At 54.3% G+C, this 21083-nt stretch carries 20 protein-coding genes; 16 read left to right on the top strand and 4 right to left on the bottom strand.

The annotated features are described in order from the left end of the window. Window positions 1–15: 15 nt before the first annotated feature. From MHI43_RS20080 to MHI43_RS20070, 3 genes are read left to right on the top strand one after another with little or no spacing between them, the layout of a single operon-like run. The gene (locus MHI43_RS20080) at window positions 16–1176 is read left to right on the top strand and encodes a Gfo/Idh/MocA family oxidoreductase (protein WP_036661407.1); all 1161 of its coding nucleotides are present in this window, start codon (window positions 16–18) and stop codon (window positions 1174–1176) included. A gap of 53 nt (window positions 1177–1229) precedes the next feature. Beyond that, on the top strand, window positions 1230–1961 hold the full coding sequence (locus tag MHI43_RS20075; protein ID WP_036661405.1) for a ThuA domain-containing protein: 732 nt from the start codon (window positions 1230–1232) through the stop codon (window positions 1959–1961). A 21-nt stretch (window positions 1962–1982) separates the two neighbouring features. Then, window positions 1983–3089, top strand: coding sequence for a Gfo/Idh/MocA family oxidoreductase (locus MHI43_RS20070; RefSeq protein WP_015736153.1), 1107 nt, complete (start codon window positions 1983–1985; stop codon window positions 3087–3089). Between the two features lie 135 nt (window positions 3090–3224). Here MHI43_RS20070 and MHI43_RS20065 read toward each other — a convergent pair whose 3' ends face one another. Both MHI43_RS20065 and MHI43_RS20060 read right to left on the bottom strand, forming a co-directional pair. Further along, window positions 3225–3896 (bottom strand): pentapeptide repeat-containing protein, encoded by a 672-nt coding sequence (locus MHI43_RS20065; RefSeq protein ID WP_036661402.1) that lies wholly within the window; start codon window positions 3894–3896, stop codon window positions 3225–3227. Between the two features lie 88 nt (window positions 3897–3984). Beyond that, on the bottom strand, window positions 3985–5817 hold the full coding sequence (locus MHI43_RS20060; RefSeq protein WP_036661401.1) for a DUF2334 domain-containing protein: 1833 nt from the start codon (window positions 5815–5817) through the stop codon (window positions 3985–3987). A gap of 176 nt (window positions 5818–5993) precedes the next feature. Between MHI43_RS20060 and MHI43_RS20055 the strand changes: the two genes are divergently transcribed. The 3 genes from MHI43_RS20055 to MHI43_RS20045 all read left to right on the top strand — a co-directional run bounded on the left by MHI43_RS20055 (window position 5994) and on the right by MHI43_RS20045 (window position 8154). Next, window positions 5994–6521, top strand: coding sequence for a GNAT family N-acetyltransferase (locus tag MHI43_RS20055; protein WP_036661400.1), 528 nt, complete (start codon window positions 5994–5996; stop codon window positions 6519–6521). Between the two features lie 105 nt (window positions 6522–6626). Beyond that, a complete protein-coding gene (locus tag MHI43_RS20050) occupies window positions 6627–7712 on the top strand; it encodes a redoxin domain-containing protein (RefSeq protein WP_036661399.1) in 1086 nt (361 codons plus the stop codon). 100 nt (window positions 7713–7812) lie between these two features. Beyond that, entirely contained in the window at window positions 7813–8154 is a 342-nt protein-coding gene (locus tag MHI43_RS20045) for a hypothetical protein (RefSeq protein ID WP_036661398.1), read from the top strand. 89 nt (window positions 8155–8243) lie between these two features. Here MHI43_RS20045 and MHI43_RS20040 read toward each other — a convergent pair whose 3' ends face one another. Next, complete coding sequence (locus MHI43_RS20040) at window positions 8244–9137, bottom strand: hypothetical protein (protein WP_015736148.1); 894 nt, start codon at window positions 9135–9137, stop codon at window positions 8244–8246. 299 nt (window positions 9138–9436) lie between these two features. On the opposite strand from MHI43_RS20040, the gene MHI43_RS20035 reads away from it, so the two are divergent. The 10 genes from MHI43_RS20035 to MHI43_RS19990 all read left to right on the top strand — a co-directional run bounded on the left by MHI43_RS20035 (window position 9437) and on the right by MHI43_RS19990 (window position 19963). Then, a complete protein-coding gene (locus MHI43_RS20035) occupies window positions 9437–10339 on the top strand; it encodes a WXG100 family type VII secretion target (protein WP_341283155.1) in 903 nt (300 codons plus the stop codon). 17 nt (window positions 10340–10356) lie between these two features. Further along, on the top strand, window positions 10357–10557 hold the full coding sequence (locus MHI43_RS20030) for a hypothetical protein (protein ID WP_015736146.1): 201 nt from the start codon (window positions 10357–10359) through the stop codon (window positions 10555–10557). A 5-nt stretch (window positions 10558–10562) separates the two neighbouring features. Then, window positions 10563–10889 carry a DUF4176 domain-containing protein gene (locus MHI43_RS20025; RefSeq protein WP_015736145.1) on the top strand — a complete coding sequence of 109 codons (327 nt, stop codon included), beginning with the start codon at window positions 10563–10565 and terminating at the stop codon, window positions 10887–10889. A gap of 201 nt (window positions 10890–11090) precedes the next feature. Then, entirely contained in the window at window positions 11091–13160 is a 2070-nt protein-coding gene (locus MHI43_RS20020; protein WP_015736144.1) for a bifunctional rhamnulose-1-phosphate aldolase/short-chain dehydrogenase, read from the top strand. A 108-nt stretch (window positions 13161–13268) separates the two neighbouring features. Beyond that, window positions 13269–14534, top strand: coding sequence for an L-rhamnose isomerase (gene rhaA, locus MHI43_RS20015; protein ID WP_036661397.1), 1266 nt, complete (start codon window positions 13269–13271; stop codon window positions 14532–14534). 71 nt (window positions 14535–14605) lie between these two features. Further along, window positions 14606–16075, top strand: coding sequence for a rhamnulokinase family protein (locus MHI43_RS20010; RefSeq protein WP_036661386.1), 1470 nt, complete (start codon window positions 14606–14608; stop codon window positions 16073–16075). 30 nt (window positions 16076–16105) lie between these two features. Beyond that, entirely contained in the window at window positions 16106–16882 is a 777-nt protein-coding gene (locus MHI43_RS20005; RefSeq protein WP_036661644.1) for a DeoR/GlpR family DNA-binding transcription regulator, read from the top strand. 103 nt (window positions 16883–16985) lie between these two features. Further along, window positions 16986–17723 carry a (Fe-S)-binding protein gene (locus MHI43_RS20000; protein WP_036661383.1) on the top strand — a complete coding sequence of 246 codons (738 nt, stop codon included), beginning with the start codon at window positions 16986–16988 and terminating at the stop codon, window positions 17721–17723. Next, a complete protein-coding gene (locus MHI43_RS19995) occupies window positions 17710–19230 on the top strand; it encodes a LutB/LldF family L-lactate oxidation iron-sulfur protein (protein ID WP_015736139.1) in 1521 nt (506 codons plus the stop codon). The genes MHI43_RS20000 and MHI43_RS19995 overlap by 14 nt, the downstream gene beginning before the upstream one ends. Next, on the top strand, window positions 19223–19963 hold the full coding sequence (locus tag MHI43_RS19990) for an LUD domain-containing protein (protein WP_036661382.1): 741 nt from the start codon (window positions 19223–19225) through the stop codon (window positions 19961–19963). Before MHI43_RS19995 ends, MHI43_RS19990 begins: the two co-directional genes overlap by 8 nt. 189 nt (window positions 19964–20152) lie before the next feature. On the opposite strand, the gene MHI43_RS19985 is transcribed toward MHI43_RS19990, so the two are convergent. Continuing rightward, a complete protein-coding gene (locus tag MHI43_RS19985; protein ID WP_036661380.1) occupies window positions 20153–21007 on the bottom strand; it encodes an SDR family oxidoreductase in 855 nt (284 codons plus the stop codon). Between the last annotated feature and the right edge of the window lie 76 nt (window positions 21008–21083).

Below are 21083 nucleotides of genomic sequence, written 5' to 3'. Positions count from 1 at the left end.
AAGGAGGAATGAAAGATGAACCAATTACGTGTCGGCATGATCGGATATAAATTCATGGGCAAAGCCCACAGCAACGCATATCGAAGCCTTCCGATGTTTTTTCCGAAGGCGCTGAAGCCTGAAATGGTGGCCATCTGCGGCCGCAATGCGTCGGCCGTGCAAGAAGCGGCGGATCAACTTGGCTGGCGTGAAAGCGTTACCGATTGGAAGCAGCTCGTGAATCGGGAGGATATCGATCTGGTCGATATCAATGCTCCAAGCGACGCCCATAAGGAAATTGCGTTGGCCGCGGCGAAGGCCGGCAAGCATATTTTCTGCGAGAAGCCGCTCGCGCTGACCTTGGCCGACGCCAGAGAGATGCTGCAGGCGGCGGAAGATGCGGGAGTCACCCATATGGTCGGGTTTAACTACAGATTTTCTCCGGCCGTAAGACTGGCCAAGAAATTGATTGACAGCGGCAGATTGGGCCAGATCTATCACTTCCGTGCCTGGTTTCTGCAGGATTGGATCATGGACCCGCAGTTCCCGCTGGTATGGCGGTTGCAGAAGGAAGTGGCCGGCTCCGGATCGCATGGGGATCTGGGCGCTCACCTGATCGACCTCGCGCATTATCTGGTCGGGGATATGCAGGAAGTAATCGGGATGAGCGAGACCTTCATCAAGGAGCGTCCCATTGCCAGCGAGATGACCGGATTAAGCGCAAAAGGAAGCGAAGGCGGCCCCATGGGCCAAGTTACGGTAGACGACGCTACGTTATTCATGACCCGCTTCGAGAATGGGGCGCTGGGCAGCTTCGAGGCCACGCGGTTTGCCGCGGGACATCGCAGCACCAATTCCTTCGAGATCAACGGCAGCTTGGGCAGCGTGAAATTTGATTTTGAACGGATGAACGAACTGGAGGTTTACTTCACGACCGACGATGAGGACGTTCAGGGCTTCCGCCGGGTACTGGCTACCGATCCCGTACACGATTATATGGAAGCATGGTGGCCGCCGGGGCATACGATCGGCTTCGAACACACCTTTACGCATGAATTTCTTGAGTTGTCGAACGCGATTTCGGAGGGACGGCAGCCGGTGCCTAATTTCGCGGACGGCGTAAAATGCCAAGCCGTCCTGGAAGCCGTGGATAAATCGATCGAAGAACGACGCTGGGTGCAGCTGTCTGAAATGTAATCATAATCATTCGGCCAGGGCTTGGCCGGACACATAAAAAAGGAGTGCTACGCATGAAAAAGGCTTTAATCGTATGGGGCGGCTGGGACGGACACGAACCGGAGCAGGTTGCCGGCATTTTTGCGGAAATGCTTCGGGGCGAGCAGTATGAAGTGGAAGTATCCGACACGCTGGATGCATTTAACGATGCTGAGAAGCTGCAGGGTTTGGATCTGATCGTGCCGGTATGGACGATGGGCGAAATATCGAAGCAGCAAGTGGAGAACGTATCGCTTGCCGTGCAGAAGGGAACCGGCTTGGCCGGCTGTCATGGCGGGATGTGCGATTCTTTCCGCAATAATGTGGATTGGCAGTTCATGACGGGAGGAAACTGGGTTGCGCATCCGGGGAACGACGGAGTGGAGTACCGGGTCGAGATCAAATCCAGCTCCAGTCCGCTTGTGGAAGGGCTGCAGGATTTCACCGTGGCATCCGAGCAGTATTATCTGCATGTGGATCCGGCCGTCGAAGTGCTGGCCACCACCCGTTTTCCGGTTGCGGCAGGACCGCATCTGCTGAACAAAGCGGTTGACATGCCGGTGGCGTGGACGAAGCGCTGGGGATACGGACGGGTCTATTACAATTCGCTGGGTCATCATGCAGATATCGTCGACATGCCGCAGGTGAAGGAAATGATGCGGAGAGGACTGCTGTGGGCCTCCGAGGGCAAGTCATTGTATGCCGGCTCGGACATGAGTTTCTTTACCGAAGGTCAGGGCTACACAGGCATGGGAGACAGCCAATAAAGGCAGAAGGAGACTGGGATCATGAAGAAGGTAAAGGTAGGCATTATCGGCTGCGGTAAAATCAGCGGCATTTATATGGAAAACTGCCACAAGTTCGACATCCTGGAGCTGACGGCCTGTGCGGATATCGATCGAGCCCGTGCCGAGGAACAGGCCGCCAAATATAATATCCCGAATGTTTATACCACCGAGGAGCTGCTCGCGGACCCGGAAATTGAGCTGGTCATTAATCTGACGATTCCTGCCCTTCATGCGCAAATTATGCTGGATGCATTGGAAGCCGGAAAGCATGTGTACGTCGAGAAGCCGCTGGGCGTAACCCGGGAAGAAGGCAGAGCGGTGTTGGACATGGCAGCAGCCAAAGGGCTGCTGGTAGGATGCGCCCCCGAGACATTCCTTGGAGCCGGTATCCAAACGGCCCTGAAGCTGATTGAGGATGGACGTATCGGCAAGCCGATCGCAGCAACCGCATTCATGATGAGCCGCGGACATGAGCATTGGCATCCGGATCCGGAATTTTATTATGCCGCCGGCGGCGGTCCGATGTTTGACATGGGGCCTTACTATCTGACGGCACTGGTCCAATTGCTGGGACCGATCCGCGGTATTAGCGGAATGACCGGCGCTGCGCTCGCGGAGCGGACCATTACCAGCGAGAAGAAGCAAGGGCAGAAGATTAAGGTAGACATTCCTACGCATGTAGCCGGACTTATCGATTTTCAGAATGGAGCCATCGGCACGCTGATTACGAGTTTCGATGTTTTTGGAGGCAGCACGCTTCCTAATATTGAGATTTACGGCACCAAGGGTACGCTTCTCGTTCCGGATCCCAACACCTTCGGCGGGCCGGTAAAATACCGATTGACCGGTGAAACCGAGTGGACGGAAGAACCGCTGCTTCCGGGGTATAACGAGAATACGAGGGGGATCGGCCCTGCGGATATGGCCTACGCTATCCGGAGCGGAAGAGCTCATCGAGCGAGCGGCGAGCTTGCCTATCATGTGCTTGAAGCCATGTGGGGGTTCCATGATGCTTCCGATGACGGCAAACGGTATGAGATGTCCAGCACCTGCGACATCCCGGCACCGCTTCCGCTTGATTTGCCGAAGTACACCCTGGATCAATAATATTGCGTCACATGTTAATAGCGGCTTACCCCAAAGGTCAACTGGACCCGGGGTAAGCCGCTTTACACTGTGTCGGGAACTCTATATCGCACTGGCTAACCTGTCTATTCCGAACTGGAATGGAGCGACAAGAGGTTATTCTTTTACGACAAGACCGAATATTTTCGTTAGCGGAATGGCTTGATGCGGCGATATAATGCATCCTTGAAGATCTTCCAGCGTTGCGCCGATATGGTGGAAGTCCGTTCGGCTTAGATCGATTCCCGCAAGTTTCGTGCCGGAGAACTGCGATTGATCGATCTGGCAGTCCAAAAACTCTACCTTGCTTAACTCGGAATGATAAAAATCCGATTTGACGAGCGATGTCGATTGGAAGGATACCTGCTTCATGTTGGCAAACCGGAACGTGGCATAGTCGCCCGTACAATGGTCGAATACGACATTACGGATGGTGGCGGCCGTCAGGTCGAGCCCCAATATTTTGCAATGATTAAATTGTACCCGATACATGATGGCCTCGCTGAGATCAACATTGGACAAATCGCAGTGGTTGAACACGAGGTCCGTCAGTTCGGCATGATGGAGCGTGACGTGCTGGAACGTCACGTTATCGAAGATCATTTGGTCGAACTGAACCTTGTTGGCCGTAACATAGACAAGCGTCTCGTCCTGACAAGCGGATTGAACGAACGAGGATTCGTCGTCAATGCCGGCATCGGACAGGATCACAGGCTCAAGCTGCTTGGGGAGCTTGGGTTTCACGATTTTGATCGGTGCCGCTGAACCGGCCGTATTGGGGGGTGCCATGATTTTTTCCTCCAAACATAGGAATAAGGTTTGAAATATAACTTAACAGAACAAACCGCATAGGTTTGAATAGAAGTATAACATGTACTTATCCCATTGTCCGGTCCCTCGCATTGATGGCGGCGTCCAGGGTTCCGCCGTGCCGATTCGGTGACCATGCCAGCAGACTGACGCGGCTGTTGCCCGATAGATCAGCAAGGAAAGGCGTCGTCTGTTCTCCGGCAGCCCATGGCCCAAAACATTCTTCCTGCCTGCCGAAGGCCGTTCCCGAGCTGTACAGGATGAACCACATCCCTGAAGCAGGTTGTACGAGAACCAAATCTTCCAGCCCGTCTCCATCGACATCCCCTAACACCACGGACAGGGGCGAACCCAAGGGATCCTCGCCGGAATACCAAACGCCGGCATTCCGAAGCCGTGTACCGCTGCTTAGCCAGACCTGACATGCTCCGGAGGCGGAGTTCCACACCACCAGATCATCCAGGCCATCGCCATTTACATCTCCGATGCACGGTATCATATCATTGCTCTGAAAGGAAACCTCATGCTGAAAAAGGGGAGGAGAAAAGCTCCCCCCGGAACTGTAAGCGATGGCGGCTTTACCGGTGACGTCATCCCATAGAAATAAATCATCTCTGCCGTCCCCGTTAAAATCTCCCGTTAAGGATTTCCAATTCAGGACTCCGGGCTCGGACAGCCAAATCCCGTCAGGTGCCAAACGGCTGCTGCCTGCGCCCAAGGCCACATGGCATATCCCAAGCTCTGCATGCCATACTGCCGCATCGATAAAGCCGTCGCCGTCGAAATCGCCTGTCATTGCGGTGCCGCTAGGGGATGGCGGCCAGTCGGCCAATAGCGGACGTATCGAATGTATGCCATTATGGATTCTAAGGGGGGACCGGATCCCAAGATCCAAGGTGTACCATGTGTTGCTGGCCTCGTCCCGAATGATCCATCGGTTCGGGAGCTTGTTTCTTTTGGCGTGCAGAAACTTGGGACGCTTCAAACTCAACCTGTCCGACAGCCGGGTTTCCCTGAAATCCGGTATGAAGGGGAGGATGGAGGTTAAGGATACAAACGATTTGCGCTCCCTCTCGAAGAACCGAAGGATCCTTCTGAGCGGCGAGTGTTCGTCATACTGCACGGTGCCGTCATCAAGGAATCGGATATAAGGAAATTCAAGATAAGGGTGGTAAAAGAACGAGGCCAGTTCGCGTTCACCCGTGAAATCTTTTAAAGTCTGTTCCATGCGAGCAACTTCGGCTTCGATGTTATGGCCTGAAACATAATAAAGCGGCGTGGGAACATAGATTGTTCCGTTCGTCAACGGATCGTCCAGGTTGTGCCGGAGCACGGCTGTCTTCGCATTCGGTTCGTCCGGCGGAGATTCGTACAGGACCCCGTTGCAGATCTCGATGATCTGCCGCTGAACCGGCGATGCGGCATAATGCGGCGTCTCGAACCAGGCCGCGGCAAAGCCCGCCGTTTGGAACGCTTGATGCCCCAGCTGAACCCGCCGATAGGCATAGGATTGCTGCAGCTGCAGGAGCGAAGCCACAGCCTCGGGGAGATCATCCGGCGGACAATCGGCGGTGCATTCCGAATATGCAAATTCGAATCCGTCACCGCTTGCCGATCTCCCGTACTGATGCGTATAGCCGTGAATGCCAAGCGAGGCGCCGAGCGCTGCCATCGTGCGGAGCAGCCGCACAAACCGAAGGGAAGCTTCATCCTGCAGGTCGGCTATTGAACGGTCCGTATGTTGCGCCGGATCAACATAACGGGGAATAACGGCCAGATGAAAGGGGATTTGCAGCTGGTGCAGGAATCTTGCGATGACAAGCAGCTTTGCTTGTTGTTCTTCCGTCCCGTACCATCCGCCAGGGCCGATATCTTCAAGCCGTATCATTGCTTTATTCATGTACAGACACTCCTTTCACGGGCATCCGAGCGCCATGTGGTATCCGATACATTTTATTTATGCTAGTTGTGGGCTTAGCGTCATCAGGATGAAGCAATCAATGATAAAAAGAGGATCTTCGAGCCTCTCCGCGAATACCAAGAGATCAAGAGAGGAACAGGAGGAAGTGGAAGACCATGCAGATTCGAATTGCAAATGAGCAAGATGCCGAAGGCATTGCTAGCGTACATGTAAACAGCTGGAAAACGACGTACAGGGGGATCGTCGATGATGATTTTTTGCAAAAGCTTTCCGTTGCGGACCGCGTAGAAGGCTGGCGCAGGAAGCTTGTCAATATGCCCGAAGACGAACAGCTACTGGTTATTTCAGACGAACATGGCAAGGTTTACGGGTTTATGTCGTACGGGACGGAGCGAGAGCAGAAAATCTCCCATGAAGGAGAACTCTACGCGATCTATCTCTTGGAAGAAATTCAAGGGCAGGGATGGGGAAAACGGCTATTTGCCAGGTTGAAGGAATTTCTGCAAACGAGAGGATATCGTTCGTTGTCGGTTTGGGTGCTGGTAGGCAATAAAGCCGAGCAATTTTATAGATATATGGGCGCTCAAGAGCTGAAGCAAAAAGAGATTGTCATCGGGGGAAAAAGACATGCCGAATTGGCACTGCTTTGGAGTTCCCTTGACCAAATCCGCTCATCTTCCTGAAGGTCTTCGCTCGGTTTTACATTAATGAGAGAATCCACTATGATGGAGATATACCCCGGCGGGTAACTCGATTTTTGATTTTGCCGCACTATAGGAGGTTCGCATTTGAGTATTATTCCGATAGGTCCGTTGATGATCCGAGCCGATATGGTGATATTTCTGATCTGCGCCGCGGCCGGGTTCGCCGCACTTCGCATTCGTTTGCGCCAGATGCCGCAGCGGGAATGGATCCTGGACACCTATTTATCCGTCATCATCATAGGTTTTCTCTCATGGAAATTCGGGATGCTGGTATTCGATCCGATCCGCACCCTCCAGCATCCGACCTCGCTGATCTACATGACGGGGGGAGTCAGGGGCATATGGCTGGGGGTTGTTCTCGCTATCGTCTACGCTGCACTTCGCTGGAACAGGAAGAGGGGGGAGTCTGGCCTGCTGCTGAAATCGGCGCTGTTATCGGCCTTTGCAAGCGGAACGGCAGGGTATCTCTTTCAGTGGCTGTGGGCGGATGGTGCGAGTGTGACGCCTTTTTTATTCTATGCTCTGATGTTCGGCGTCTTGCTGACGGTCAGCTGGCTTCGCTTTCAGGCACCGCTGCCGCAATTCCTTACGCTGGGATTAGGAAAAAACAGGGCAGTCCTGGTCGTGATGGCAGCTCTCTTCGCGTGGGTCATTTATGACTTCACTTCGAACACGGCCAGCGAGCGGGAAGCAGCCGCACCGCCGCATCAAGAGGGAAGCCAGGAAATCGCAGCGGAAGGTTTGAAGCCTGGGCTTCGCGCGCCGGATTTCACGCTGACCGATTCAGAAGGCCGGGAGATCAAGCTGTCCGATTATCGCGGGCAAACCGTTCTCCTTAATTTTTGGGCCTCCTGGTGTCCCCCTTGCAAGGTCGAAATGCCTTATATGCAGGATTTTTACGAGAAACATCAGGATGAGGATGTTATCATACTGGCCGTCAATATGACCCACCTGGAAAAAAGCATGAGCGAGGTACAGTCTTTTGTTGAGAAGAACGGCATCACCTTTCCCGTCCTGTACGACCAGCATGGTGAGAACTCCGGGCGGTACGAGGTGGTGGCTTATCCGACCACCTACGTCATTTCGCCTGGCGGCATCGTATCAGAACGGTTTCAAGGCGCGATCGACGAAGATATCATGGCCAGGGCTTACCGCAAGGCTAGCGATTAAGTAAGGTTAATGGCGGAATTTTGGTTGCGTGGACTTCTATCTCTGCCGCCTTCTCCCCAGGAGGAATATAATACACAAACGCTTGGGAGGGGGAGAAGGATTGCAGCCAATACCAATTTCGGCAGAAGGATGCAAAGGTTACGTCGGCAAAACCGTTTGCGCTGTCATGCATGATGGGACGGAAGTCGTGGGGACGATTCGCGGTGTACATGATCGGGGTCTTGAACTCGAATTTGCGAACCCATCCGCATATATATTGTCCGCCAAAGGGAAAAAGGGCAGAAAATCTTCGAAGTCGACCAAAGGCGGTGCACAAACGTCCGCATTTGGACCGTACGGCTACGGCGGTTTTGGACCGTATGGAGGCTACGGTTTCGCAGGCAATGTGCTTGCTTGGGAAGCCATTGCCTTGTTGTTCCTCATTCCGTTTTTATTTATCTAAACCCACATCAGGATATGGATCAAGGCCAGCAGTTTTCGATGAGACAGTCGGGGAAGGTGCCCCATACTGTCTCTTTTTCTATGTCCATTTTATAAATTTCGCGTGGATTGGGTACGGTTGAAAGGTTCGGCGGATGCATCGGATTGACTGATCAGCCATATCACAGGGGTAAAGGCAACGAGAAAACAGCTGCCCGCCAGAATCGGCAGCAAGGACCATTCCGCCACGGAGTAACCGAGAAGCGTCTGCCATCCGATGGCGATCAGTCCGAATAAATAGGCGAGGCCGCTGATATGGATGATTATCGGTTTGACGGCAGCATTGACGGATTTTCTCATGGACAGCCAGGCCACCAAAGGAATGGCCTGCAGTGCATGAAACCCGAGTCCGTGCAGCCAAATGATATTGCCGCCGATCCCGGTGAAACGACCCGCGTTGATGGAAATCCAGATGCCTGCCGCAAAAGATACCAGCACCGCGATCATGGCATAACGGATGCCGAGACCAAGCTCCGGATGGGCCTCTATTACACGCTTGCGGAAATATTGAGCCCCCAGGATCAGGTAGAACACGATGAGCAGAAGCGCAACGGCAGGAAAAATCGTGGAGATGACATGATCGAAGGATGAACCGTTCCGAACGAACCTCGGATCGACGCCGCGGAAATGTTGTACGGTCTCGGCGAAGTAGGAGAACAACACTAGGGGAATGTAACAGCAGCGGTAGATCGATTGGCTTCGTGGCCGCATGCCGGAAACCGGTAGAACGCTTGCGGTTGATAGGATGAATATTCCCAGGGCCGCGTTGAAGGAAAAGGCTTTGGAGACATCTCCGTCCGGTGAGACAGGTCCGCCATGGAGCAGCACCCATACCCCGCAAATTCCGGCCAGCAAAAAGCCGAGCAGACTCGTCAGCATGAGCCATGTCTCCTGTTTATACAGCCGGTATGCCCCGCTGGCCGCTTCACGTGCAAGTCGGTTCATAATGAATACCCTCTTTCGGAAAGATGAATTGTTTCTAATGTACAAGAGAACGGGAGCTGCTTTAACGGGCTGGGGATGTAATGGGCACCGTACCCCGGGATGATTTCATGGCTGGGCTTAAGCCGGGGATGAGATGGCTGTTTCCGCATGGGGAATGAGGAGGTCAGTGCTTTTTTACTAGATCGGGACCTGATGAAAATGAATCCTTCGCTTGATTGTTCCTTTCCTGTATACCTACTAAAATTGAAAAATGTGGTTATTGCTTGGTAGATCGGTTTAATAGTTTATGGAATTGAAATTTGTTTGTAGACTGCCTGAAGAAGCAGGGCGGCGAGACAGAAGGGGCGTCCGTATTTATGTCCAATCGAATATTAGTTACACCCGAGCAGCTGGAGCAGGTATCCGCGCAATTTGCCCAATCAGGGCAACTTAGCGGCGATTTGGTGCAGCGGCTCCAGCGAAGCATTCACGAAATGGAAGGTCAGTGGGAAGGGATGACCCGCGAGCGGTTTTACGGGGATTATCAGCATGCCAGGACGACGATGCTCAAGTTTGTGGAGTGCTTGCAAACGATATCCGCCGAGCTGAAGCAAATTTCCGTCAAATTCCGTTCCACGGATGAAATGGTGAACGGTGCTGCAGCTGGAGGAGCCGCAGCAGGCGCGGGCATTATGGCCGGGGCGGCAACCGGAGCGGGAATCGCTGCGGCGGCAGGCGCTGCATCCAAGACTTCCGGCGTGGCCGCTAAATCCTCAAGCAACCCGCTGGACGCAGCGCTCAAAGGAGTAGAAGTGGAAGGCAGCGTAATCAAGCACGAAGAGAATGGACTTTATGCCAAAGCAATAACAGGCAGCGCGGGAGCGAGCTTATCCGAAGGAGCGCATGCCAGCGGGGCTGTTGTTGAAGCAGGCTATGCGAATGATCATGTCGAAGGATCGGTTAGCCTGGTGAAGGCCGAAGTCGAGGCGGCGGTCAAGGACGGTACGCTTAGCGTCGGAGCTGAGGCTACATTAAACAAATATGAGGGCGGCGTGAATATTCCGCTTCCTTGGACGGATAAAGAGCTGCACATCGGAGGTTCCGCTTCACTGGGCGTGCTCGGCGCATCCGCGGAGGTGGGCAAGAGCGGCTTGAAGTTCCACATCCCGTTGGGACCGGGAGCAAGCCTCGTCGGAGTCGGCGGAGCGATTACGGTAAAATAGAAGGGGGCGCACAGCCTATGGGCGACAGACAAAAACGGTTCAAATACATAATGGTGATTATTGCTATCGTCGGCGTTCTGGGCACGGTGATTCCGAATCTGCTGGACACGAGTTACGCGGCAGCGGAAAAAGCCGTCATCTGCCTATCCTTTCTCATTGGAGTACCGCTCGTAGTGTCGATTGTCTATTGGATCGGTAAAAAAATAATGAAGGGTTGATCAACATGGAACAGCATGAGCAAACGGAGCAGAAGCTGCTGCCAATCGGATCTGTAGTCAAGTTCAAGGATTGGGACCAGACGCTGATGATCTATGGCCGGATGCAGAACGACTCCAAGACGCTAAAGCGTTGGGATTACGTTGCCTGCTTCTATCCTCACGGAAATCTGACCGCGGATTCCAACATCTTTTTCAACCATAAGGACATCTCGGAAATCGTATTCACGGGTTACGTCAACGAGGATGAAATTGCATTCCGTGATGCATTGTTGGAAGGAATTGCAAAAGCGGATCAAATGGCGGCCGCGGGCTCCGGCACGGACCATTCATAAATCAAATATAGCAGCTCGGTTCGTAAAGCAGCTCTGACAAGAGCTGCTTTTTTGTTTGTACGGGATTTACATTGAAAACCAAACAAACAAATATAATATCTTTGTTTATTTTTGAAAATATACTATTCAAAAATAAACGGGCGTGTTAATATGGGAAACAAATGAAAGCAAATTCATATGGTCAATCGGAGGGGAAGCTTCATGGTTCAGAGCTTATGGGAACAATCAAAGGCACAGCAGGCACAAAATACATTGGATGAGCTTGTCTATCGCTCGAATTTGATTGGTGCCGACCGGCGCGTATGCAACTGGGGCGGCGGCAACACATCCAGTAAAACAACGATTCAGGATTTTCGCGGCAACGACGTCGAGGTAATGTACGTGAAAGGCAGCGGATCCGATCTGGCCACCATGAAAGCGGGCAATTTCACAGGCTTGCGCATGGAGGATATCCGGCCGCTGTTCGAACGAGATTCGATGTCGGATGAGGAAATGGTGGCATACCTGGGTCATTGCATGGTAGATGCGAAGCACCCGCGAGCATCCATAGAAACGCTGCTGCACGCGTTCTTGCCGTTTCGGCATGTGGATCATACGCATCCGGATGCCATTATCAGCTTGTGCTGCGCCCATAACGGCAAAGAATTAGCCCGGGAAATTTTCGGCGATCGATTTGTGTGGGTTCCATATGTCCGCCCTGGCTTTACGCTGTCGAAGATGATCGCGGAAGGGGTGCTGGCTAATCCGAACGCCGAGCTTGTGCTTATGGAGAAGCACGGCCTTGTAACCTGGGGCGACACCTCGGAAGCTTGTTACGCACAGACGATTCGCATCATAAGTGAAGCGGAAGCCTTCATTGAAGCCCGAGTGAACAACGACAAGCTGTTCGGCGGCCGGAAGCATGCGCCGCTTGCCGCGGAAATCCGCCGGAGCATCGCTGCGGAAGTGATGCCTGCCGTACGCGGAGCCGTCAGCGACGCGAAGAAAATGATCCTGTCCTTCGATGATCAAGACGATGTGCTGGACTTCGTCGGCGGCATCGATTCGCCGAAGCTGTCCCAAGTAGGCGCCGCTTGTCCGGATCATTTGGTTCATACCAAGGTTGTTCCCCTCTTCATCGATTGGACGCCGAACGCTGAAGATATCGAAGGCCTTAAGGCAAAGCTCATCGAGGGCATTGCGGCATACAAAGCGCAGTATCAAGCCTACTTTGAACGCAACCATCATGAAGGCGACGTCATGTTCGAAGCGGCTCCGCGCGTCATCCTGATTCCCGGAATCGGAATGATCAACACCGGCAAGAGCTGGGCGATGTCGCAAGTCAGCGGCGCCCTGTATCACCGGGCCATCGCGGTCATGCGCGGCGCAACGGCGCTCGGCGACTTCGTATCCCTGAGCGAGAACGAATCCTACAACGTGGAGTATTGGCCGCTGGAGCTGTATAAATTGAGCCTTGCACCGGCCGAAGCGGAGTTTTCGCGGCAGATTGCTTTTATCACCGGGGGAGCCGGGGGGATCGGCAGTGCCGCGGCGCGCAGGCTGGTAGCCGAAGGAGCCCATGTCGTGCTGGCGGACTTAAATCTCGAAGGCGCGCAGCAGGTTGCCGAGGAAATCAATGCAAAGTACGGGGAGAATCGGGCATTTGCTGTTAAAATGGACGTAACCGACGAAGAGGCCGTGCAGCGCGCCTATCGCGAAACCTCCGTAACTTATGGCGGTGTCGATATTATCGTGAACAATGCGGGTCTTGCAACGTCCAGCCCGTTTGACGAGACGTCTCTAAAGGAATGGAACCTGAACATGAACGTGCTGGGCACAGGTTATTTCCTCGTGGCCAGAGAAGCCTTCTCCTTGATGAAGGTACAGGGGATTGGCGGGAGCATGGTGTTTATCGGATCGAAGAACTCCGTTTATGCCGGAAAAAATGTGACCGCATACAGCTCCGCGAAAGCGCTCGAGGCGCATTTGGCCCGCTGCATCGCTGCCGAGGGCGGGGAATACGGCATCCGAGTGAATACGATCCTGCCTGACGCGATATTGCAAGGCTCTGCGATCTGGAACTCGAACTGGAGAAACGAGCGGGCTGCAGCCTACGGGATCGAACCGGATCAGCTGGAAGAGCACTATCGGAAACGCACGACACTGCTCGTGAACATCTACCCACAGGACATTGCCGAAGGCATTGCTTACTTTGCTTCGTCCAAATCATCGAAGACGACCGGCTGTATGCTGACGATTGACGGGGGAGTACCGGCAGCGTTTACTCGATAATCGAAAGAATGAGTAACCAACCTAACGCAAGGAATCAAGAATTCTTATTAAGATGGGGCGCTGGGTTGATACAACCCGGCTGTCCTCATTCATATGGGAGGATATGCGATGAGGCAGGACGTTGCAAGGAACTTTGAGGAAGCTAAACAGCTCTATGGGCAGCATGGCATCGATGTGGACCAAATCTTGACGGAACTTGAGCGCATCAAAATCTCCATCCATTGCTGGCAGGGAGATGATGTTCGCGGATTCCTGTTCCGTGATCAGGACCTGTCCGGCGGCATCTCCGTGACCGGGGAATATCCCGGGGCAGCCGAAACGCCGGACCAGCTGAGGGCCGACCTGGAAAAAGCGTTATCGCTCATTCCCGGATCCCACAAAGTGAATCTCCACGCGATTTATGCGGATACCGACGAGTCCGTTGATTTGGATCAGCTGGAGCCGAGGCACTTCCAGTCCTGGGTGGATTGGGCCAAGGAGCAGGGGATCGGACTCGATTTTAATCCCACCTGCTTTTCCCACGACAAGTCGAAGGACGGGTTTACGTTGAGTCATGCCGACCCGGCGATCCGTCAATTTTGGATTGACCATTGCAAGGCTTCGCGACGAATCGGAGCTTATTTCGGAGAACAGCTGGGTCAGACCTGCGTGACGAATATTTGGGTTCCGGACGGTTACAAGGATATGCCGGTAGACCGAATGGCACCGAGACAGCGGCTGAAGGATTCGCTGGATGAGATTTTTGCCGAGGATATCAATCCGGAATGGAATTTGGATGCCGTCGAGAGCAAGCTGTTCGGGCTCGGCTCCGAAGCCTACGTTGTAGGCTCGCACGAGTTCTACATGGGGTATGGCATTCGGAACAACAAGCTGATCTGCCTGGATGCGGGTCATTTTCACCCAACCGAGAGCATTGCCGGCAAACTGTCGTCGCTCGCCCTATTCACCGATGGACTTCTCCTTCACGTCAGCCGGCCGATGCGCTGGGACAGCGACCATGTCGTCATCATGGACGATGAACTGACCGAGATCGGACGCGAGCTGGTGCGCAATCAACTGCTGGATGTTACCCATATCGGACTGGATTTCTTCGATGCCAGCATTAACCGCATCGCTGCGTGGGTTATCGGAACCCGCAATACGATCAAGGCGCTGCTGCGCGCCAAGCTTGAACCGGTCGATCGGCTGAAGCAGGCTGAACTTGAAGGCGATTACACGACCCGCCTGGCGTTGACCGAAGAGTTTAAATCCTATCCGTTCGGAGCGGTGTGGGATTACTATTGCGAACGTTTGGGAGTGCCGGTCAGAGAAGAGTGGCTGTCCGAAGTGAAACAGTATGAACAGGACGTATTGCTGAAGCGTTCGCAGGCATGAGAAGAGATGGAATCGTCATCGGGTTCATGCCCGAACCGTTGATTATGATCTGACAAGGAGGCTGGGGAGCGTTGAGCGTTCTTGCATTTGATTTGGGAGCAAGCAGCGGCAGGGCGATGCTGGGCCAGCTGAACAGCCGCACTATCGGCGTCACGGAAATTCACCGGTTCCCGAACGATCCTGTTCGAATCGGCGACCGCTTTCAATGGGATATCTTACGGATCTACCATGAGATGAAACAGGGCTTGCTCAAGCTAAAGGGGAAACATCGCTTGCCGTCGAGCATCGGCATTGATACCTGGGCGGTAGATTTCGGTCTCCTGGATCGGGGCGGGGAGCTGCTCATGAATCCGTATCATTATCGGGACACGCACACGGATGGCGTGATGGAGCAGATTTTCCGAGAGCTGCCGCCTGAAGAAATTTTTGATCGGACGGGAATTCAATTTCTTTCGTTTAATACCATGTACCAGCTTGCTTCGCTCCAACGGAAGAAACCCTATCTGCTTCAAGAGGCTGAGCGATTCTTAATGATCCCCGATTTGCTGCGCTACTTCTTGACGGGCGAGATGGCGAACGAATTCACGAATGCGACCACGACGCAGCTGTATAACCCGCACTCGGCCAGCTGGGATGATCATCTATTGAAATCATTGAAGATCCCTCATAAGTTATTTCATCCAGTGGTTCAACCCGGTACCCTTATCGGGGGGTTAAGGCCATCCGTAACCGAGGAACTGGGGGTTCCATCCATCCCGCTTTATGCGGTTGCGGAACATGATACGGCTTCCGCCGTGGTCGCGGTTCCGGCATTGGAACGGTCCTTCGCCTATTTGAGCTGCGGCACTTGGTCGTTGATGGGCACCGAGGTCGACCAGCCGGTCATTCATGAACGGGCCCGCGAGCTGAACTTCACGAATGAGGGAGGCGCATACGGCACGTACCGGCTGCTCAAGAACATCATGGGGCTGTGGATCCTGCAGGAATGTCAGCGGACCTGGGGGCGGGAAGGGATGTCGTATTCGTATCCCGAATTGGTTCATATGGCGGAAGCGGCACCGGCATTTGCTTGCTTCATCGATCCAGACGATTCCATGTTCCTCCCTGCGGGAGACATGCCGAAACGGGTAAGGGAATATGCGGCCCGCACGAACCAGGGCGTTCCGCAGAACGAGGGCGCGCTTGTGCGCTGCATTATGGAAAGCTTGGCCATGCAATATCGATATGTGCTGGAGTTGACCGAGGAATTGTCCGGACGGAAATTTCAGGGCTTGCATATGGTAGGCGGTGGCATTCATAATGAAACATTATGCCAGTGGACGGCGAACGCCATTGGGAAGCCGGTATGGGCGGGGCCTGCGGAAGGCAGCGCCATCGGCAATATGGCCGTACAGTTCATTGCGCAGGGCGAACTGTCCGATATATGGGAAGCGCGCGCAGTCATTAGGGAATCCTTCCCGGTCAAGACCTACGAGCCGCAGGATGCTCCCTTATGGGAGGAAGCTTACGGGGTGTTCGGTCAGCGGACCGGGAAGAGATAGAATATACGAACAGTAAGGATGGGCGGTATGATGCTGGTTGCAGAACGATATGAGAAAATAGTACAGTTGGTCAACGAAAGAGGGAGCATTCGAGTCTCCGAGCTGAGTCAGCTCTGCGGCGTAACGGAGGAAACGATTCGCCGCGACCTTGACAGGCTGGAGCAAGCAGGGCGCCTGCGCCGTTCCCACGGGGGAGCGGTTAGCGTGAAGGATCAACCGGAAATTCAGCGGTCTCAGCCGGAAATACCGTATGCTGAACGGGAAATCATGCATGCGCTGGAGAAGCAGCGAATCGCGGAGGAAGCGGTCAAGCGAATCCATCCGAACGACCGCATCCTGCTGGATGCAAGCTCAACCGCGTGGTACATGGCCAAGATCATACCGGACATTCCGATTACCGTGCTGACGAATTCGATTAAGGTGGCCGCTGAGCTGAGCGCCAAGGAGCGCGTTCAGGTCATCTCGACGGGCGGGATTCTGGCTCATCGCTCCTTGTCCTTCGTCGGTCCGCTGGCGGAGCGTTCGCTGGAAGCTTATTACGTGGATAAAGCCTTCCTCTCCTGCAAGGGCGTCCACATGGACAGGGGGTTGAGCGAATCCAATGAGCTGCAGGCGAGAATCAAGCAAAAAATGATCGGGATGACGGATGAGACCATTCTGCTTGCCGATGCCAGCAAATTCGGCACGCAGGCTTTTGCGCAGGTCGCCGACCTCGCCGAAGTGAACCTGATCATCACCGACCGGAGATTGACGGAAGAGGAAGCGGCGCCTTATCGGGCGCTGGGTCTTCGAATCGAATCCGTATAGAGCAAGCTGCTGGATCATATCAACATGGAATCCCCCCGTTCCGGGGGGTTCTTGCTAGAGGCCGACTCATCGGCCTATCCTGACGATTAGCGGGGTGAAGAGGTTGAAGATTTCATTGTTTGTCACTTGTCTCAGCGATGCCTTGTTCCCGCGGGTAGCTGAATCGATGGCAAGACTGCTGGCAAGGTACGGCGTGCAGCTGGAATTCCCGGAAATCCAGACCTGCTGCGGCCAACCTGCCTACAACAGCGGTTATTGGGAAGAGGCGCGCATCAGCGCCAGGACGATTTTGGACGCTTTTGACGACAGCGACTTTGTGGTGTCCCCTTCGGGGTCCTGCACGTATATGATTCATCATTATCCGGATTTGTTCAAGGACGATCCCGTTTACCTGGATAAAGCGAAAGCGCTTCAATCCAAATGCTATGAGTTTACGCAATTCCTCGTCAACGTGCTGGGCGTGACCGATGTTGGCGCCGTCTATCCGCACAAGGTTACCTATCATCCTTCCTGCCACGGCAGCCGCCTTCTCGGGGTGAAGGACGAACCGATGAAACTGCTGAGTCACGTCAAAGGGCTGGAGCTCGTCCCTTTGCCGTTTGCCGAGGATTGCTGCGGGTTCGGGGGAACGTTTGCCGTGAAAATGGCGGATATATCGGGCGCGATGGTGACGGAGAAAAGCGATCATGTGCTGGAAACCGAGGCGTCCGTGCTGGTCGGACTTGACATGGCCTGCCTCATGAACATTGCCGGCAATTTGCGACACCGGGGCGAGAAGGTTCAGGTCAAGCATTTGACCGAGCTTTTGTACGAGGGGGTGAGCGTGCATGAGCACAGCTGAGACGAAAGCGCAGACGGTGAAGGAGCGTGCAGGTTACGCTCTGAACAATGAATTTCTGCGCAATGCGGTGAAGTTTACGACAGAACGGCTGCGGCTTGGTAAAAAGCTGGCGTCGGAGGAGCATGGCAACTGGGATGCGTGGAGGGAACGGGGGCGCCAGATCCGGCTCCATACCATTGCGCATTTGGATTATTATTTGAATGAGTTTGCCGAGCAGGCCAGGGCGAACGGAGCACATGTCCATTTTGCGGAGACGGCGGAAGAAGCGGTTGCGATCTCCCTGCAGATAGCGGAGCATAAGTCGGCCAAATCCGTCGTCAAATCGAAATCGATGGTGTCCGAGGAGCTGCACTTGAACAAGGCACTGGATTCCATCGGGGTGGAGGCCGTGGAAACGGATCTCGGCGAGTACATCATTCAGCTTGCGGATGAAACGCCTTCCCATATTATTATTCCCGCCATCCACAAGAACCGTTATCAGATCGCAGAGCTGCTGTCCGCGGAGGCAGGCGAAGCGCTGCCGCCGGATACGGCGATTATGGCGGGTTTCGTCCGCATGAAGCTGCGCGAGAAATTTCTCGAAGCGGACATTGGCATGACGGGCTGTAATTTTGCCATCGCCGAGACGGGCTCCATGGTTCTGTTCGAGAATGAAGGCAATGCCCGGATGGTGACCACCGTGCCGAAGACGCAGATCACCCTAATGGGCATGGAGCGGATTATTCCCTCATGGTCTGACCTTGAGGTGATGGCTACCTTGCTGCCGCGGTCCGCGACCGGCCAGAAATTGACGGTCTATATGTCCGGCATCAGCGGACCGAAGAGAGAGCTGGATGCCGACGGACCAGACGAAATGCATATTATCATTATCGATAACGGGCGTTCACTCCAACTCGGCGATCCGGAATTCCAGGAGCTGCTCAATTGCATACGATGCGGCGCCTGCCTGAATGCTTGTCCGGTATATCGACATATCGGCGGGCATGCCTATGGCGGCACTTACAGCGGACCGATCGGTGCCGTATTAACGCCGGCCTTGAACAAGAATGTCGCGGAATGGGACGATATCGCCAACGCATCCAGCCTGTGCGGCGCCTGTTACGAAGCGTGCCCGGTGAAGATCCCGCTGCATGACATGCTGGTATCCTTGCGCCGCCGGAAGATTGAAGCCGGACGCGGCGATAAGCTGGAAGCGATGGGGATGAAAGGCTTCTCGGCGGTCATGGGTAATGCCAAGCGTTACCGCAGCGTGGTATCCCTCGGAAAATGGGGTCAGAAGCTGGTCGTGCGGGGCGGCGAGATCCGAACGAGAATCGGTCCTTTGAAGGGATGGAATTCGTACAGGGTGACCCCAAGCCTCCCCAAACATTCCTTCCGTGATCGATGGCCCGAAATGGAGCAGGATATTCGCAGAACCTCGGGGACCATGGATCCTGTAATCGCCGATCGGTTGAGCGAGCGGCTTCGGCAGCAGAAATCCGGAAAGGGGGAGAACGCGCATGACTAACGAAACCGATCGCGGCTGGTTAACCCGTCTAGAAGAACAATCCCGCAGGAAGCAGGAGTTGTTCATGGATGGGATCGCCGCGAAGCTGGGTAGAGATCGGATTCGCTCCGCTCCGGAGCACCCTTTCCGCGGTGCCCCGGATTTCTGGAAAGAATTTAATTGGTCGCTCGAGGAGAAAATTACGCAGTTTACCGCGAACTTTGAAGCAGCCGGAGGCCATGTGGTCAGACTGAGCCATCGCGATGAGGTCACCCGGTTTATCAGGGATAAAGCGATGGAGATGAGCGCAGCTACGATTCTTCGTCAGCAGGAGGACGCGCTGGATCGACTGGGCCTGGAAGAGAGTCTGCCGGATGCGCTGGTTCTCTCCTGGAACGAAGCGGCGGACACCGACTGGAAGGCAGTCGCTGCCAGAGCCGACTTCGGCGTTGTCATGGCCGATTACGCTGCGGCTTACACCGGTTCGATTACGGTGAAGTCCGCCCCGCATAAGGGCCGTTCGGTCAGCCTGCTGCCGACCGTGCTGATGGCTATTATTCCAGTCGAGCGAATGGTTACCCGATTAGGCGAGATTCTCGTTCAGTTCGATCAGGCCGGACGTGAGCAGCTGCCAGCAGGAATCCATTTCATATCGGGTCCGAGCCGTTCCGCCGATATCGAGAACGATCTGACGATTGGCGTTCACGGACCCGGCATCGTATATGCCTTGCTGGTAGATTCTTACGAAGCATAATATTTAATCTTAAACGCAAGATGAGCCCCAAGCCGGGAGCAGTCCGTTGGATGCTCCCGGCTTGGGGCTCATTTAGATTATAGAAATACATAAGTTTTCAGAAAAACTGAAAACTCGATTCACACTATTCCTTCTTCTGTTTCCGTCTTCAGTGAAAGTAGATGGAAAGCTGCTTTTCTTGCGTATATCCTATTTGCCTTTGCGCGTCAGCTCGGCCAGCCGATCCCACTGCTCATGAGTCACTTCCGTTAAGTCGTTGAACTGCCCTGCCCCCTGCAGCCATTCGCCGCCGTCAATGGTGATCACGTCGCCATTAATATAGCCGGCATAATCGGAAATCAGATAGGCGGCGAGATTAGCCAGCTCCTCAGCATCCCCAACGCGCTTGAGGGGGATGCGGTCGATCATTTTCTGTTCCAGTTCCGGCGTAGGGGATAATCTTGACCAGGCGCCTTCGGTTGGGAACGGACCCGGGGCGATGGCTACCTGGCGTATGCCGTATGGTGCCCATTCCACGGCCAGGGAGCGCGTCAGCGCAAGAACGCCTGCTTTGGCAGCCGCGGACGGGACCACGTAGCCTGAGCCCGTAGAAGCGTATGTGGTGACGATGTTGAGCATCGTTCCGCCTTTGCCTTGTTCGATCCAGCGTTTGCCGACCTCCAGGGTGGCATAGAAGGTGCCATGCAGCACGATGTTGAGCACGGCATCCACAGCCCGAGGAGAAAGGCGCTCCGTGGGGCTGATAAAGTTCCCGGCCGCATTGTTGACAAGCACATCAATGCCTCCGTAATGCTGCTCTGCTGCTTCAACAAGAGCCGAGATTTGCGCAGGGTCGCGAACATCGCAGCTTTTGTACCATACCTCGCAGCCCTTCTGCTTTAATTCCTCAGCGGTCTGCTGCAGCACTTCTTCCCGGCGTCCGCATATGGCGAGCTTGGCGCCCAGCAGCGCGAATTTCTCTCCCATGGCGCGCCCCAGGCCCGTGGCGCCTCCCGTAATTAAAACGACTTTATCGCGAAGCAAATCGTCGGTGAACGGTCCCATCGAAAGTTCCCCTTTCAGGCAGATATGGATTTTCGGATCCTTTGTCCGCGTTCTTTATAGAACAGGCTGCATACAT

The sequence above is a fragment of the Paenibacillus sp. FSL H8-0457 genome (assembly GCF_038051935.1).
Classification (GTDB): Bacteria; Bacillota; Bacilli; order Paenibacillales; family Paenibacillaceae; genus Paenibacillus_AQ; species Paenibacillus_AQ lautus_A.
This window is presented reverse-complemented; position numbering and strand designations above follow the sequence as displayed.